Source organism: Nonomuraea sp. NPDC003560, assembly GCF_042878785.1.
Taxonomy (GTDB): domain Bacteria; phylum Actinomycetota; class Actinomycetes; order Streptosporangiales; family Streptosporangiaceae; genus Nonomuraea.
Genome location: NZ_JBIAOF010000008.1, coordinates 490117 through 504998, shown reverse-complemented (window position 1 = coordinate 504998; position 14882 = coordinate 490117). Strand labels below are relative to the sequence as shown.

Sequence of the window (14882 nt, the reverse complement as noted above, 5' to 3'; positions counted from 1 at the left end):
CCGACCGCTACAAAGCACGCAACGTCGTCGAACGGGCGATCAACCGGCTGAAGAACTTCCGGGCCGTGGCCACGCGCTACGACAAGCGCGCCTACGTCTTCCTCGGCACCGTCACCCTGGCCGCCCTGGTCATCTGGCTCCGGACCTGATCTAAGAAACAGCTCCTAGCCCGGCCCGGGTGAGTGGCCGCCTTCCGGCGCGCGGGAAGAAAAGCCGCGTACGCCGCGAAGGATGGGTGAAAGCAATGATCACCCACCGGAAGGCACACTCATGACGGAGACGGGCACATGACCGCCGACGTGGGCGAGCAGGTGACCGACGCCGACCTGGTCGCCGGCTACCGGCGGAACCCTGAGCTGTTCACCGCCGTGTATGACCGGTATTTCCGTGACGTCTACCGGTACGTGGCTGGACGCCTGGGCGCCCAAGTGGCCGAGGACATCGCGGCCGAGACGTTTCTGCTGGCGTTCGACCGGCGTGACCGTTTCGCGCTGGAAAAAGGTGCTCTGCGGCCCTGGCTGCTCGGCATCGCCACGAACCTGGTGGCCCGGCATCGGCACAAGGAGGCCCGCCGGTACAAGGCGCTGGCCCGGCTGGACCCCGTGCCGGTCGTGGAAGGGCACGAGAACCGGGTCGTCACCGCCGCGACCGCGCAGCCGTACCTGGCGATGGCGCTCGCCTCGCTGAACGGCGGCGAGCGTGACGTGCTGCTGCTCCTGGCGCTGGGCCAGCTCAGCTACCTCGAGATCGCCCAGGCGCTCGGCATTTCCCTCGGCACGGTGGGCTCACGGCTCAGCCGGGCCCGCGCCAAGATCCACGCCCTCACCGACAAGGAGACCCCTCATGCGTGACCTGGAAGAGATCGCCGCTCTGCTGGACGAGCCGGAGCCGTCCGCCGGGGCGGTCGCGCGCGGCAGGGAGCGGCTGGAGCGCAGGGTGCCGGCGGGCCGGGCGCGCCGGCGTGCCGGCTGGTTCGTCCCGGGGGTGGCCCTGGCCGCCGCCGGTGCCGTCGCGGCGGTCGTGTTCGCCACGGGGGCGCCCACGAACGACGGCGCACCGGTCACGGGCAAGGAGGTCCTGCTCATGGCCGCCGTCCGCGCGGAACGCACCCCTCAGGGCTCGGGGACGTACTGGCACGTCACGCGCCGGTGGCTGGCGTCGGACGCCCCGCCGATAGAGAGCTGGACCCGGCGCGACGGCAAGCGCTGGACCAGGGCCGTGCCGGGGGATCCCGCCGACGCCGTCATCCAGGCGCCGGACTGGAAGACGCTCAGGCTCAAGGACGCCAAGGTGAGCTTCGAGGAGCTCGAAGGACTGCCGACGGAGCCGGAGGCGCTGAAGGCGTGGATCGTCGCGCGCAAGGGCGAGGAGAAGGGCATGTCCGCGTCCGAGCTGCGCGATGATCCCACCCTCACCCTGCTCGCGCTGATCACGGACCTGCCGACGCCTGCGGAGGTCCGTTCGGCGGCGTTCCGCGCGCTCGCCGCGACACCGGGGGTGGAGAACGCGGGCGCGGTCGAAGGCGGCCAGCGTCTGCGCTTTCCCCACCCCGACGGCGGTAGCGACATCGAGCTGGTCGTCGATCCCGACAGGGCCCGGGTGGTCCGCGCCAACCTCATCCTCGTCGACGACGGCGACGTGGCGTTCAGCGCCGACTTCATCTCCGTGACCACCGAGTGGACGGACCAGCTTCCCGCGGTGAAGAGCTGAAGCCGTCCGCCCCCGGGCCGGGAAGGCCCGGGGGCGGACGCGTCGTGATTCAGCTTGCCGGCCGTACGGGTCAGCCCACGGCGTAGGCGCGGGTCACCGTCTGGGTGACGCCGTTGCCCGCCTTGTCGGTGACGGTCGCGCGCAGCGAGACGTACCCCGCGGTGGCGGGGTTGTCCAGGCGCGCCGTCCAGCCCGATCGGCTCGCCCGGACGTGCACCGGCCGCCACGTCCTGCCGTCGTCGGCGGACGCCTCCAGCTTGATCGAGGAGACCGCCGCCCTGGCGGCGCCGGGAGCGCGCTCGACCTGGATCGGGACGGTGGTCCGTGATCCCGGCCTGGCGCGGTTGGCGTCACCGAGGCCCTGGGGCGCGTAGCGCACGGCCATCAGCGGCAGCGGCTCGGGCTTGGCCGTACGGGCGGAGCGGAAGGTCCAGACGGCCTCGACGCCCGTGGACAGCTCGGCCTGCGATCGCCGGGTGGAGGCGGTCAGGGTGTAGGCGGTGTCGGCCTGCGGCAACGTGGCGGTGAGGGTGCACTCCGCGCCGGGGTAGGGCAGGCAGCCGGTGATGCCGGTCGTGGCGATCTGCTTGCCGTTCCCGGTCAGGGTGAGGGTGCCGGTCGCGGTCGCGTCCATGCCGGTGCGTCCGGCGACGCCGCTGCTGTACAGCCCGTGGGCGGGGAAGGCCAGGGTGTCGCCGGCCCGGCTGCCGCCGGAGGCGGCGAACGAGGGGCCGGTCACCGCGGCGTTCCAGACCTGGGTGAAGTTCCTGTCGCGCACCGGGCCGGTGCCGAGCTCGGTCAGGCCGCCCGTGATGAACTCGTCGTTCCAGGCGAATCCCGGGGTGAGGTACCGCGTCAGGCTGCCGGGCAGCGCGATGCCGTCCCACACGCCCATTCCCGGCGAGAGGGCGTCGCCGGGCAGCACCGGTCCCGTCATCAGCGTGCCGGTGGCGCCCGGGACGGTCGAGCGGTAGGTCTCGGTCGCCTTGACCAGGTCCCGGGTCCGCGCGGCGTACCCGGGGGTGTCGGGGAAGCCGTCCGTCCTGTGGTCGACGAGGTCGTAGCGGTACGGGCTGGGCGTCGTGTCCTTCTTGGTCCACGTGGTCTGGGCCAGGTAGGTGAGCCCCGGCTGCCGCACCGGGACGACGTAGAAGCCGCCGGAGTAGCCGAACGCGGTCATCGCGGTCCTCCAGGGCCCGTTGGCCACGGAGAGGGCGAATCCGGGATCGGGGACGGCGGTGGGCTCGTCCACCGTGAACGTGATCCGCTTCGCCTGGCGGCCGTCGACAGTCAGCGACACGTCGGCGTCGCCGACCTCGAACGGCCGGTGCGCGAGCGTCAAGCTGTGCTCCGCCCTCCCGAGGATCTCGGTGTAGAGGTTCCAGCGTCCCTTCGGCAGCCTGATCCTGGCCGTGCCGCCGTGGAAGACGAGGTTGCGCGGCGCGCCGGTCGCCTGGTCGTAGACGACGCCCTGCACATACTCGGTGGCGGCCCCGTCCCTGTCCTGGACGGTCACCGTGACGTCATGGGACTCCGGCTCCACATAGGCGCCGGCCGGGGTGCGGACCACCGTGTCACCGGCCGTGGCGGTGACGATGCCCGGATGGTCGCCGGGGCCCTTGCCCTCGGCGTCGATGGTCACCGCGACCGACGCCTGCCCGCCCGCGGGCACCTCCAGTCGTCGCGGCGACAGCGTGAGCACGTCGGAGCCGGCCGCGAGGTCCAGGGTGACGGGCGTGGCCCCGGTGTTGCTGTAGGTGATCTTCCCGGTGGCCCGCCGCTCGCCCGGCCGGTCCCAGGGGAAGGCGGCCCACACGCCGGTGGGAGTGGCGATCACCTCCTGGGCCAGCGAGCGGAGCACGTCCACCCGCCCGGTGCCCTGCTGGTACGGCGTGGCGCCGTCGGTCGGCCGGGCACTGCCGACGAGCGCCGCCTTGAGCTGCTGCCCGCTCCAGTCGGGATGGCGCTGGGCGAGGATGGCCGCCGCTCCCGCCACGTGCGGACTGGCCATCGACGTGCCGCTCATCGCCACGTGGGTTCCGTCGGCGGTGCCCGCCGCGGCGGCGGCCATGATGTCCACGCCGGGGGCGGTGACGTCCGGCTTGACGGCGTGGTCGCCGATCCGCGGGCCCGTGCTGGAGAAGTCGGCCACCTGGTCGGAGCGGTCCACCGCGCCGACGGTCAGCGCGGCGTCCGCGCTGCCGGGGCTGCTCACGCTGCCCACGCTCTGCTCGCCCTCGTTGCCCGCGGCCGCCACGAACAGGGTGCCCGTGGCCTGCGAGAGGGTGTTCACCGCCTGCTCGATCGGGTCGAGGCCGGCTTCGTCGGGGCCGCCGAAGCTCATGTTGACGATCTTGGCCTTGACCTCCGTGGCGGCCCACTCCATCCCGGCCAGGATCGCGGAGTCGCTGATCTGCGTGCCCAGCTTGCCGAAGGCGATGCGGGCTCCCGGCGCCACGCCGCGGTACTTCTCGCCGGCGCCGGCGATGATCGAGGTGACGTGCGTGCCGTGCCCGAGTCGATCAGTCATGTCAGGCTCGTCGGAGAAGTTCCGCGATTGGGTGACCACGTCCTTCAGGTCGGGATGCGTGGGGTCGTACCCGCTGTCGAGCACGGCGACCGTGACGCCCTGTCCGGTGAAACCACGCTGCCACGCCTCGGTCGCGCCGATCTGCCGGGTGCTGCGGTCCAGGGTGTACGTACGCCGGCCGTCGAGCCAGATCCTGCCCTTGCCCGCGGCCAGCGCGGACGCCCCGCCGAGCAGGCTCCGCCACGCCTCGCCCGCGCCCTTCTTGGCCACCCGCTGGGCCGTCATGTCGAGGGCGGCCAGCCGCCGGGTGGTGGCCGCGCCGCGCAGCGCGGGGGCGCTTTCCCGCGGCGACTGGGTGATCAGCGGGATGTCGGGCGTGTCCGCGTCGCCGTAGCGCCAGGCGAGCAACTGGGTGACATCGAACAGCCGCTCGTCCAGCACCCCCTGGGCGACCAGGGGCGCGGCGTCGGACGGGACGACGTACAGGTGCCCGTCGCGGTAGCCGGAGGAGAAGTGCACCTCCCGGGCCGTGCCCGGCTCCACCCGGAAGCTCCTGCCCGTGACCACGACCCGGTCGCCGGTCAGCAGCGTCACGCTGCCCGCCGGGCCGGAGCGCGGCTGTCCGGGACGTGCCTGGTCCGCGTCGGCCGTGCCGGTTCCCGTCGTCGCGCCCACACTCAGCGTGCCTGCCAGGACCGCTGCCAGCAGTCCCTTGCCTAACGTCATTGATCCTCGCAAGAAGAGAAAACGATCGCTTTCCTCTCCTCTTCCGCGTGAGGCGGATTCTTCTTCCCCGGGCCCCTGAGGCGGGGGACGAGCTAGCGGCACTGCGCGAGCATGGCGTTCTTGTCGGCCCTGGTCACGGGCAGGTCGTACTTGAGCGCGACCTGGGCGAAACGGGTGACGTACGCGCAGCGGACGCGGCGCTGGGGAGGCAGCCACCCGGCCGGGCCGGAGGCGTCCTTCTCCTCGTTGGCGCGGCCGTCGACGGGTAACAGGTTGAGCGGGTCGTTGGCGAAGTCGAGGCGTTTCGACATCGGCCAGCGCGGCGCGCCCATGCGCCAGCCGTAGTTGAGCGGCACGACGTGGTCCACCTGCACCTCGTCGGCCTGGGCCTTGTGCCAGGAGATGAGCCGGCCGGTGTAGGGGTCGGTCAGCTCCATGGCGACGACCTCGCAGCTCGACCCGGGCCGGTACTCGACGCCGGTGCCGTCGCGGGCGAGCAGGTCGTCGCGGGTGCGGCAGCCGTTGCGGGCGTAGGGGACGCCGGTGGCGGTGTCGGCCCAGTTCTCGCCGTACCGGCTGCGGGCGTAGCCGGTGTTGGGGCCGCGGCCCTTGACGCGTAAGCGGCCGATGAGGGCGCGCGCCCTGGCCTTGTCGCCGTCGGACAGGACGGGGGCGAGGCCGGGCAGCGTCCCGCTGGCGTTGCTGAGGGGGCTGGCGGCGGTGGCGGCGGGGCTCTTGGCGCTGCCGATGAAGGAAGCGACGATGACGGCTCCGGCGAGGATCGCGATGGCGTCCTTCGTGCTCAAGCAGCCCTCCGTGGCTCCCGCGGGCGAAGTTGTCTAGAGAATTCCCGCCATCGCCGGATTTGACACAGGAAGGCTTCCGTCACTGATCGGCCCCGCGCCGCCTCACCCGCACTCCCCACCGCTCGCGCAGCTACTCCACGCCCGCCCAGTGCACGACGACGCCCGGGATCGTGAAGACCGCCGATCCCCCATGGGCGGCAACCGGAGTTCGACGTCGACGAGCTTCTCCGCCGGGCGTGCGGCGGTGACCGCCCGCGCCGCGGCGACGCCGGTCGCGGTGTTCCGCGGGCCTGGCCGGCGCCAAGGTGTTCACGCCACACCGCCGGAGGGCCGCAGCCGCAGGGCGGCGCGCTTGGCGGCGGAGCGGTCGAGCGCCTGCCTGGCCGGCTGGGCGCCGTCGGGGGTGAAGCGGTAGTAGCGGCGGCGCGGACGGCCCTCCTCGCGCGGATCCAGTTCCTCCCAGCTCGACTCCAGCCAGCCGAAGCCCTCCAGCCGGGCCAGGATCGGATGGATGGTGCCGCTGGGAAGCCCGGCCGCCGCGCAGATCTCCAGGCCGTACATGGCGCGGGTGGGGTCTTCGAGCAGGGCGCGGAGCACGAGCACGGTCGGCATGGTCATGCGGGGGAGGCTACCCATGATCTAACTCTACCTAGGGGTGTCGCGGGCCGCCAGATCCCTCGACGCCGCCCTTCGCCGAGCCGGTGGACACCCGGCCCGGCGGTGTGGCGGCCGGGTCCCGCTAGGCCCGGGGCCCGGCCGGCCCGGTGGCCTCGGCGGGCGCGGCGGCCTCGTCGGGTTCGGAGGCGGCTTCGGAGGCGGCTTCGGGGGCGGCTTCGGGGGCGGGGCGCGGCGGGCGGACGTACGTGCCGTTGCGGCGGGCCACCAGTTCGTCCAGCAGATCGTCCCACTTCTGGCCCACCGCGTGCACGTCGTACGTGCGCGCCGTCTCCAGCGCCGCCGCCGCCAGCGACCGGCGCAGCGGCTCGTCCTCGATGACGCGCATGATGGAGGCCGCCAGGTTGGCGTTGGTACGCGGCTTGACCAGCAGCCCGTCCACCTCGTCGGTGATCATCTCCTTGGGCCCGTGCGGGCTGTTGAAGCTGACGATGGCCAGCCCCTTGGCCATGGCCTCCAGGATCGTCATCGGGAAGCCCTCGTGCCGCGAGCTGAGCACGAAGATCGACGCCTTCTCCAGCTCGGCCCCCACGTCGCTGGTCGGCCCCGGCAGCTCCACCTTGCCCTCAAGCCCGGCCTCGACGATCTGCGCGGCCAGGTTGTCCTCCTGCGGCCCGGCGCCGAAGATGCGCAGCTTCCAGTCGGGGTGCGCGGCGGCGACGGTCTCCCACGCGGTGATCAGCCGGTGGAAGCCCTTGAGCCGGGTCATCCGGCCCACGGCGACGACGACCTTGGCGTCCAGCCTGGACACCTCGCCGCTCATCGGCGGGACGGCGTTGGGGATGCGCGCCAGCTTCTTCGGCTTCTTCGGCAGCGTGCTGCGGTAGTCGCGCAGGTCGGCCTTGGTGAGGGTGACCAGGGCGTCCATCCGCCGGTACCGCCACTTGATCAGCTTCTGCATCGGCTCGGCCTGGGTGCGCAGGGCCACGTGCTCCTGCCCGATGGTGATCACGCCCGGCTGCGCCAATTGCGCCATGGCCAGGTTGAGCCCGGGACGGGTGGCCATCAGCACGCCGCTGTCGAGCGAGCGGATGTAGCGGGCCAGCTTGTAGTCGGTCCACAGGTTGAAGCGGTGGTAGGCCGTCTCCTCCGGCGGGATCAGCTTGCTGGGGAACTTCGACAACATCGCCCGCAGCGGATCGGGGCTGGGCTTGAGCCGGTCGTCGAGGAAACGGAAGCGCACCCGCGGGTCGATCGGGAAGAACGGCTCCTCGGCCTCCTTCAGGATGCTGACGATCTCGACGTCGTGCTTCTCGGCCAGGTAGCCGGCCAGGTTGAACACCGTCCTGATCGTGCCGCCCATGCCGTTGGCGTGCAGGAGCAGGATCCTGATGCGGTCGGTCGACGGCGGCGGCGCGTTACGTGCCTTGCGCCGGTTGTACCCCCGGTACAACCGGACCATCGCCGACTTCCCCCTGCGTGCCAGTGCGCGCACCTGGACGATCCCCCTTGTGCTCGGTTGCATTCGCATGCGCGCGGAGCCGGTCGTCAGGCCGCGCGCGAGCGGAGTGCACATGTCATCCCCTGTGCGCTTTCCCCGCCTATGATCTTTAGACGCCCAAGAGGTTCCTAAGGTTGCATACCTGGCCGATGCGACGGATCCGGCGTATGCGGCGAATGCTCGGCAAGCAGGCCAAGGGCGACGTCGATGGCCCGCTCCAGCTGCGTGTCCACGCCTTTGGCGTAGTCCTGCGGGGTGATGTCCACCTCGATGTCGGGATCCGTGCCGTAGTTCTCCACCTGCCAGCCGACGTCGTCGAAGGCGAAGGAGAACTCCGGCTGCGTGGTCACGGTCCCGTCGGCGAGCCGGTGGCGCGGCCAGATGCCGATCACCCCGCCCCAGGTGCGCTTGCCGACCAGCGGGCCCAGCTTGAGCAGCTTGAAGGTGTGGCTGAAGATGTCGCCGTCCGAGCCCGCCCACTCGTTGGTGATGGCCACCAGCGGCCCGCGCGGCGACTCCGGCGGGTACGGCTCCGGGTCCCCCCACCGCGGGTAGTCGTAGCCGAGCCGCCGCCTGGCCAGCTTCTCCAACAGCAGCGCCGAGACGTGCCCGCCGCCGTTGAAGCGCACGTCCACGATGAGGGCGTGCCGGTCGTACTCGGCCAGGAAGCCCCGGTGGAACTCGCCGAACCCCTCGGTGCCCATGTCGGGGACGTGCAGGTAGCCGATGCGCCCGCCGGAACGCTCGTGGCACTCGGCGCGGTTGAGGTTCACCCAGTCGCGGTAACGGGCCGGCTGCTCGTCGGCCAGCGCGCGCACGGTCACCGTGAACACCCGCTCCTCGCGCCGCAGGGTCAGCTCCACCTCCTCGCCCGCCTGGTTGACCAGCCGCTCGTTCGGGGTGGCCGCGCGGCCGATGGGCGCGCCGTTGATGGCCAGCACCGCGTCCCCCGGCCGCACGTCGAGCCCCAGCCGGTTCAGCGGCGAGGTGGCCTCGGGGTCCCACGGGTCGCCGGTGACGATCGCGCGCACGCGGTAGACGCCGTCGCGGTAGTCCCAGTCGACGCCCAGCTTGCCCTGGCTGTAGTCCGGCCCGGGACGGTACTCCCCGCCGCTCTCGTAGGCGTGGCTGGTGCCCAGCTCGCCGTGCAGCTCCCACAGCAGGTCGGAGAACTCACCTCGGGTGGTGACCCGGTCCACCAGCGGCTCGTAGCGCCGGTACACGCCCGGCCAGTCGACGCCGGCCATGTCCTCGGTCCAGAAGTTCTCCCGCTGCAGCCGCCACGCCTCGCGGAACATCTGCGGCCACTCCGACTCCGGCGCCACCGACACCTTGATGCGCGACAGGTCGATCCAGCCGCTCTCGCGTCCCGGCGGGTCGTCGTCGTGCTCGGGCACCTCGCCGGCCCTGACCACGCGCAGCCGGCTGCCGGCCCGGTACAGCAGCGTCTTGTGGTCGCGGCCCAGCTCGAACGCGGTGACGCCGTCGGCGAACGTCTCGTTCCTGCCCTTGGCGAAGTCGTACAGGTGCAGGGTGTTCTCGCCCTCCAGCGGGCTGGTCAGCAGCAGCGCCTTGCCCTTGAGCCCGGCCACCCCCTCGTAGCGGCCCTCCGGCAGCGGGAAGGCGGTGACGCGGGCGACCAGCCCGTCCAGGTCCACCCGGACGGCCTCCACCGGCTCGTCCTCCTCCTCGTCCTTGCCGTTGAGCGGACGACGTCCGGGCACGAACGGGTCGGGCGCGTCGGCCCGCAGCGCGATCGCGTACGGCCGGGTGCCCAGCGGGAACCCCAGGTCGAACTGCAACTGGTCGTAAACGGGCGAGAAGACCCGCTGGCCGATGAAGTACAGGTAGCGGCCCTGGGGGTCGAAGGCCGGCATCGAGTCCTTGAGCACCGGCTCGGAGGCGGCCACCGTCCGGCCGGTCTCCGGGTGGTGGAGCTTGATCGCGGTCGTCTGGGCGTTGAGCGGCCCGGCGTAGGCCAGCCACTGGCCGTCGTGCGACCAGGCCGGGTCCTCGGGGGGCCCGTGCGGGTTGCGTTCCACCAGCGTGGCCGCGCCGGTGGCCAGGTCCAGCAGGTACAGCTCGTGGCGGTGGTTGACCACGGCCACGCGGTCGTGCGCGGGGTCGGGGACCAGCTCGTTGATCCGGCCCAGCCGGGCCACCTCGACGCCGCAGCCGCCCTCGTGGCCCTCCAGGATGACCAGCGTCTCCTCGTCGGACTCGCCGCTGGCCGCGGCGATCAGCCGCACGCCGTCGTTCAGCCAGGTCAGGAAGCGGTAGCGGACGCCGTCCGGCTCGCCGTGCTGGCTCACCGGGCCCTCCCAGTCGGCCATCGCGTACGCCTTGCCGCGCGAGGTGATCGCCAGCGCGCTGCCGTCCGGGCTGAGGGTCGCGCTGTCGAGGAAGTCCTCGGCGTCGACGAACCGGCGGTTGCGCTGCGTCCTGGAGCTGGCCAGCCGCACGTCCAGGCGCCTGGGCCCGTCCTCCGGCCCGTCGCCCGGCCCGTCGCCCGGCCCGTCGCCCGGCCCGTCGCCCGGCTCCAGCAGGTACAGGTCGGCGCCGGCGTGGTAGACCAGCCGGTGGCCGTCGCCGGACAGGTTGCGCGCGTAGTAGTCCTCGTGGTGGGTGTGCTTGCGCAGGTCGCCGCCGTCCGGAAGGCAGGAGTAGACGTTCCCGACCCCCTCGTGGTCGGACAGGAAGCACACCCGACGGCCGCTCCAGCACGGCGAGGCCAGGTTCCCCGGCAGCCGGATCAGCCGCCTGAACTCGCCGTCGCCGTCGGTGTCGATCCACAGGTCGCCGACCGTGCCGCCGCGGTAGCGCTTCCAGCGCGCGGGGTCGGCGGTGTTGCGGCCGAGCACGATCATCCCGTCGGGGCCGTGGGCGATCGAGTTCGCCGGTCCGTACGGCAGCCGCTGCGGCACCCCGCCCGGCGCCACGCGGTGCAGCCATTTGCGCCCGGCGAACGGCTGGGACTGGTCGCTGGCGTACAGGATGCGGCCCTCGTGGTCCCAGCCGGTGACCGTGCAGCGGGCGCCGTGGAAGGTGACCCGGCGCGCGGCGCCGCCGACGGCCGGCATCACGTAGACCTCCTCCGGGCCCTCCTCCCGGCCGACGAACGCGATCTGGTCGCCGCGCGGGGAGATGCGCGGGTAGCCGGCCTCGGCCGCGCCGGCGGTCAGGCGGAACGCGCGGCCGCCCTGGGCCGAGACCATCCACAGGTCGTCCTCGGCGGCGAAGACCACCACGTCCTGAAAGACAGTGGGAAAGCGGAGATAGGCCGACATGTGCGCAGCTCCTCTTCCACCGGACAGCCGAGGGCCGCCGGCCCCCGGCTGCGCGATTCACCTCACGGGGTCATCCCTCGTCGGTCCTTCGGGTTTCCTTCTTGGTCTCCTTGGCCTGCCGGCTCGTCTTGATCGCCTGCTTCTTGGCCTTGCCCGACTTGGTGGCCGGTTTCTTCTTCGTGTCAGCCATCGTTTTCCCCCTGTAATGGTTGCGCCCGATTGGCACACTATGGCGGATTAATACCCATCTATCCCTGATATCCGACATACCGCCTATCACGTACGAATCAGGCGATCTCCGGACGGGCGCGACCACCAAACCCCTTCGCCGCGCGACAGGCCCGGCAGCCGCCGCTCGGCCTCGTGCACGGCCGCCGCCGGGATCTCCCCTTCGAGCACCCACGTCCCGTCCCGCCTGCTCGTGCCGTCGAGGACCGCGCCCAGCCCGGCCAGGCGGGACGACACGGCGGCGAAGGCGTCGGCGGGCACCTCCGCCTCGAAACGGTGACACGGCTCGTACACCCTGGTCCCGGCCCTGCGCAGCGCCTCGGCCAGCACGACCCGCGCCTGCCCGCGGAAGTCGCCGGCGGTCGTGACCGGGGAGGCGTAACCCGTCGCCGTCAGCGTGACCAGCACGTCGGTGACCGGCCACCCGCGCGGGCCCGCCCCGAGGCCGTGCCGCACGCTCTCCTCGATCGCCCGGTGGAAGGCCAGGGGCAGCGAGCCCAGATCGACCTCCAGCCGGTAGAGCACGCCCGAGCCCGGCGCGGCCGGCTCGACCCGCAGGCCCACGGTCGCCATGAACGCGTCCCCGGCCTGGCGCATCTCCTTGCTGGCCGCGCCGGTGCCCGCCGGACGCTCGAAGTGCACCGGACGGCTCGGCTCGAACTCCGCGTCCACGCCGAAGTCCCTGGCCAGGGTCTCGCCGATGACCTCCTTCTGGACCTCGCCGTACAGCAGGACCGACGTCCGGCCGCCGGGCAGCGTACGGGTGCCGATCAGGGGGTCCTGCTCGGCCAGCGCGACCAGCGCGGCGTGCAGGCGCGGCTCCTGGCCGGGGATCCGGGGGCGTACGACGGTCTCCAGGCTGGGCGGCGTGAAGTGGGCCTGCCCCGCCGGGCCGGGCTCGCCCAGCCGGTCGCCGACCCGGATCTCGGGCACGCCCCGGACCGTGGCGATGTCGCCCGCCACCGCCACCCGCGCCCCGGACCCGACGACGGCCACCCCGCTCGGCCGCCCCTCGTACGCATGGACGCCCCCGCCCGGCTCCCGCCGCAGAAACGTCACCCGCTCCCGCGCCCGCAGCTCCCCGCTCCACATCCGCAGATACGCGACCTTCTCCCCACCCCGCCCCCGCCCCACCGCAAACACCACAGCCGCAGCCGCAGCCGCAGCCGCAGCCGCAGCCGCCGTCGCCGTCGCCGCCGTGCGGTCGGCGCTTCCATCCGCGCCGAGCGGCGGCTGGGGAACCGCGGGCAGCAGCCGGACCGCCCCGAGCAGCTCGGCCACCCCCTGGCCGGTGACCGCCGACCCGAACAACACCGGATGCGCGTCACCCGCCGCGCACTGCGCCGCAAGCGCCTCCCGCACCCGCCCCACCCCCGGAACCACGTCATCGACGAGCAACTCCAACAGCCCGTCATCCCCCTCAGCCAACACCTCAGCCGCCACCGTCCCCGCAGCCTCCACGCCGCCCTCTGCGCCGCCCTCTGTGCCGCCCTCTGTGCCGCCCTCTGTGCGGCCCTCTATGCCGGGCCCGGCGTCGGCCGCTAGGTCGGCCTCCGTCCTGGCGGGCTCGACCTCGACGGGCCCAGCGGCCCGCACCACCTCCTCCGAGCCGCCGCCCGCCACCCCTGGACGGGAAGCGCCCCCCGAGGTGACGGGACTGGAGGTAAGGGGGTGAGGGGGCGGGGCGCTCGGGGCGGTGCCGAAGGGAGGCGGGGCGAAGGTGAAGGGGTGGGTGGTGGCGGACGGGCCGCCGATGCCGTTCACCGTGTTGAGCGGGACCACCCGCGGCGACAACCACCGCCGGATCTCGGCGAGCACCCCCGCCTCCCGGGCCCCCATCCGGTCGATCTTGTTCACGAAGATCAGCGTGGGCAGCCGCAACCGCCGCAGCGTCTTCATCAGGACCCGCGTGTGCGGCTGCACGCCCTCCACGGCCGACACCACCAGGACGGCGCCGTCGAGCACGCCGAGCGCGCGTTCGACCTCGGCCACGAAGTCGGCGTGGCCCGGCGTGTCCACCAGGTTGACCCGCAGGTCGCCCATGGTGAACGAGGCCACCGCCGAGCGGATGGTGATGCCGCGGCGGCGTTCGATCTCGCCGCTGTCGGTCTGCGTGCTGCCGTCGTCGACGCTGCCGAGGCGCGCGATGACCCCGGTCTCGAACAGCAGCCGCTCAGTGAGGCTGGTCTTGCCCGCGTCTACGTGCGCGAGGATGCCGATGTTCAGGATGTGCATGAGTGGTGGAGCCCTCGAGAACTCTCGTGCCAATGGGGCGCTGGAAGATCTCTGGGCGGCGCCGCATCTCATGCTCCTGAACGTCGTCCGGCTGGGTGCCCGGTCATCCTGTCACCGGGGCGGGCCGGCGGACCACCGATTTAAACCGGGTCACAACAGGCGAAGCTGCTCCGGCTCTGCGACGGCGGCGACGGGGCCGGACGTTCGGCGGGGCGGAACGCGGCGGGCCATGGCGGGCGTGGCTCTGCCGACCCCGTGGCGCCGGGCCAGCTCCTTGACCTGGGCGACGACGCGGTCCTGGTAGGAGGCGGGGGCGTAGGCGCCGCGGCCGTACAGCTCCAGATAGCGCGGCACCAGGCGCGGGTGCTCGCGCCCGAGCCAGCTCAGCCACCACTCACGCGCCCCCGGCCGCAGGTGCAGGACGATCGGGGCGAGGTGGGTGGCGCCGGCCTCGGCGATCTCCTTGACCGTGCGTTCGAGCTGGGCGGGGGAGTCGGTCAGGTACGGCAGGATCGGCGCCATCAGCACCCCGCACGCCACGCCGTTGTCGTTGAGCGTGGCGCACGCCTCCAGCCGCCGGCGCGGGTTGGGCGTGCCGGGCTCGACCTCGCGCCACACCGCCTCGTCCACGAAGCCGACCGACATGCTCGTGCTGACGTCGGTGACCTCGGCCGCCTCGGTGAGCAGATCGAGGTCGCGCAGGATCAGCGTGCCCTTGGTGAGCACCGAGAACGGGTTCGCGGCGTCGCGCAGCGCGGCCAGGACGCCCCGCATGAGCCGGTAGCGGCCCTCGGCGCGCTGGTAGCAGTCGACGTTGGTGCCCATGGCCACGTGGTGGCCGCCCCAGCGGGCCGCGGCCAGCTCCTTGCGGGCCAGCTCGGCCGCGTTGACCTTGACGACGATCTTCGAGTCGAAGTCGGCCCCGGCGTCGAGGTCGAGGTATTCGTGCGTCTTGCGGGCGAAGCAGTAGACGCAGCGATGCCCGCACCCGCGGTAGGGGTTGATCGTGTACTCGAACGGCACCCGGCTGGCCCCCGGCACCCGGTTGATGATGGACCGGGCCTGGACCTCGTAGAAGGTCATCCCCCTGAACTCGGGCGTGTCGAACGTACGGGTGACCGCGCCGCGGGCGAACAACGGCACGGCTGGATCGGCCTGACCGGGCCCGGCCAGGCGCAGGTTGTCCCAGCGCATCCCATGATTAGAACAAAAGTTCGAGCGTGATCGCAAACGAAAAGAGGCGG

At 72.5% G+C, this 14882-nt stretch carries 9 protein-coding genes and 1 pseudogene; 3 read left to right on the top strand and 7 right to left on the bottom strand.

All coding sequences use genetic code 11. The features are described 5' to 3' along the window. From ACFYUV_RS31140 to ACFYUV_RS31130, 3 genes and pseudogenes are all read left to right on the top strand, one after another. Positions 1–149: pseudogene (locus ACFYUV_RS31140) on the top strand (IS5/IS1182 family transposase); the annotation flags it as partial. A gap of 138 nt (positions 150–287) precedes the next feature. Beyond that, the gene (locus ACFYUV_RS31135) at positions 288–851 is read left to right on the top strand and encodes an RNA polymerase sigma factor (protein ID WP_387674341.1); all 564 of its coding nucleotides are present in this window, start codon (positions 288–290) and stop codon (positions 849–851) included. Then, entirely contained in the window at positions 844–1710 is an 867-nt protein-coding gene (locus ACFYUV_RS31130; RefSeq protein WP_387674338.1) for a CU044_5270 family protein, read from the top strand. The genes ACFYUV_RS31135 and ACFYUV_RS31130 overlap by 8 nt, the downstream gene beginning before the upstream one ends. A gap of 70 nt (positions 1711–1780) precedes the next feature. Here the strand turns inward: ACFYUV_RS31130 and ACFYUV_RS31125 are convergent, their stop codons facing one another. The 7 genes from ACFYUV_RS31125 to ACFYUV_RS31095 all read right to left on the bottom strand — a co-directional run bounded on the left by ACFYUV_RS31125 (position 1781) and on the right by ACFYUV_RS31095 (position 14832). Further along, a complete protein-coding gene (locus ACFYUV_RS31125; RefSeq protein ID WP_387674335.1) occupies positions 1781–4966 on the bottom strand; it encodes a S8 family serine peptidase in 3186 nt (1061 codons plus the stop codon). A 92-nt stretch (positions 4967–5058) separates the two neighbouring features. Beyond that, a complete protein-coding gene (locus ACFYUV_RS31120) occupies positions 5059–5772 on the bottom strand; it encodes an HNH endonuclease family protein (RefSeq protein ID WP_387674332.1) in 714 nt (237 codons plus the stop codon). A gap of 309 nt (positions 5773–6081) precedes the next feature. Next, entirely contained in the window at positions 6082–6390 is a 309-nt protein-coding gene (locus tag ACFYUV_RS31115) for a PadR family transcriptional regulator (RefSeq protein ID WP_387674329.1), read from the bottom strand. A gap of 121 nt (positions 6391–6511) precedes the next feature. Further along, positions 6512–7882 carry a glycosyltransferase family 4 protein gene (locus ACFYUV_RS31110; RefSeq protein WP_387674326.1) on the bottom strand — a complete coding sequence of 457 codons (1371 nt, stop codon included), beginning with the start codon at positions 7880–7882 and terminating at the stop codon, positions 6512–6514. A 134-nt stretch (positions 7883–8016) separates the two neighbouring features. Next, positions 8017–11175: a PDZ domain-containing protein gene (locus tag ACFYUV_RS31105; RefSeq protein ID WP_387674323.1), complete on the bottom strand. Its 3159-nt coding sequence runs from the start codon at positions 11173–11175 to the stop codon at positions 8017–8019. Positions 11176–11451: 276 nt separating this feature from the next. After that, positions 11452–13638 (bottom strand): GTP-binding protein, encoded by a 2187-nt coding sequence (locus ACFYUV_RS31100; RefSeq protein ID WP_387674320.1) that lies wholly within the window; start codon positions 13636–13638, stop codon positions 11452–11454. A gap of 150 nt (positions 13639–13788) precedes the next feature. Next, positions 13789–14832: an Rv2578c family radical SAM protein gene (locus ACFYUV_RS31095; RefSeq protein ID WP_387674317.1), complete on the bottom strand. Its 1044-nt coding sequence runs from the start codon at positions 14830–14832 to the stop codon at positions 13789–13791. Positions 14833–14882: the final 50 nt, after the last annotated feature.

Bases quoted from the DNA above. Each gene is read 5' to 3' on its own strand.
- ACFYUV_RS31135 (WP_387674341.1), top strand. From the start codon at position 288: ATGACCGCCGACGTGGGCGAGCAGGTGACCGACGCCGACCTGGTCGCC.
- ACFYUV_RS31130 (WP_387674338.1), top strand. From the start codon at position 844: ATGCGTGACCTGGAAGAGATCGCCGCTCTGCTGGACGAGCCGGAGCCG.
- ACFYUV_RS31125 (WP_387674335.1), bottom strand. From the start codon at position 4,966: ATGACGTTAGGCAAGGGACTGCTGGCAGCGGTCCTGGCAGGCACGCTG.
- ACFYUV_RS31115 (WP_387674329.1), bottom strand. From the start codon at position 6,390: ATGACCATGCCGACCGTGCTCGTGCTCCGCGCCCTGCTCGAAGACCCC.
- ACFYUV_RS31105 (WP_387674323.1), bottom strand. From the start codon at position 11,175: ATGTCGGCCTATCTCCGCTTTCCCACTGTCTTTCAGGACGTGGTGGTC.
- ACFYUV_RS31100 (WP_387674320.1), bottom strand. From the start codon at position 13,638: ATGCACATCCTGAACATCGGCATCCTCGCGCACGTAGACGCGGGCAAG.
- ACFYUV_RS31095 (WP_387674317.1), bottom strand. From the start codon at position 14,832: ATGCGCTGGGACAACCTGCGCCTGGCCGGGCCCGGTCAGGCCGATCCA.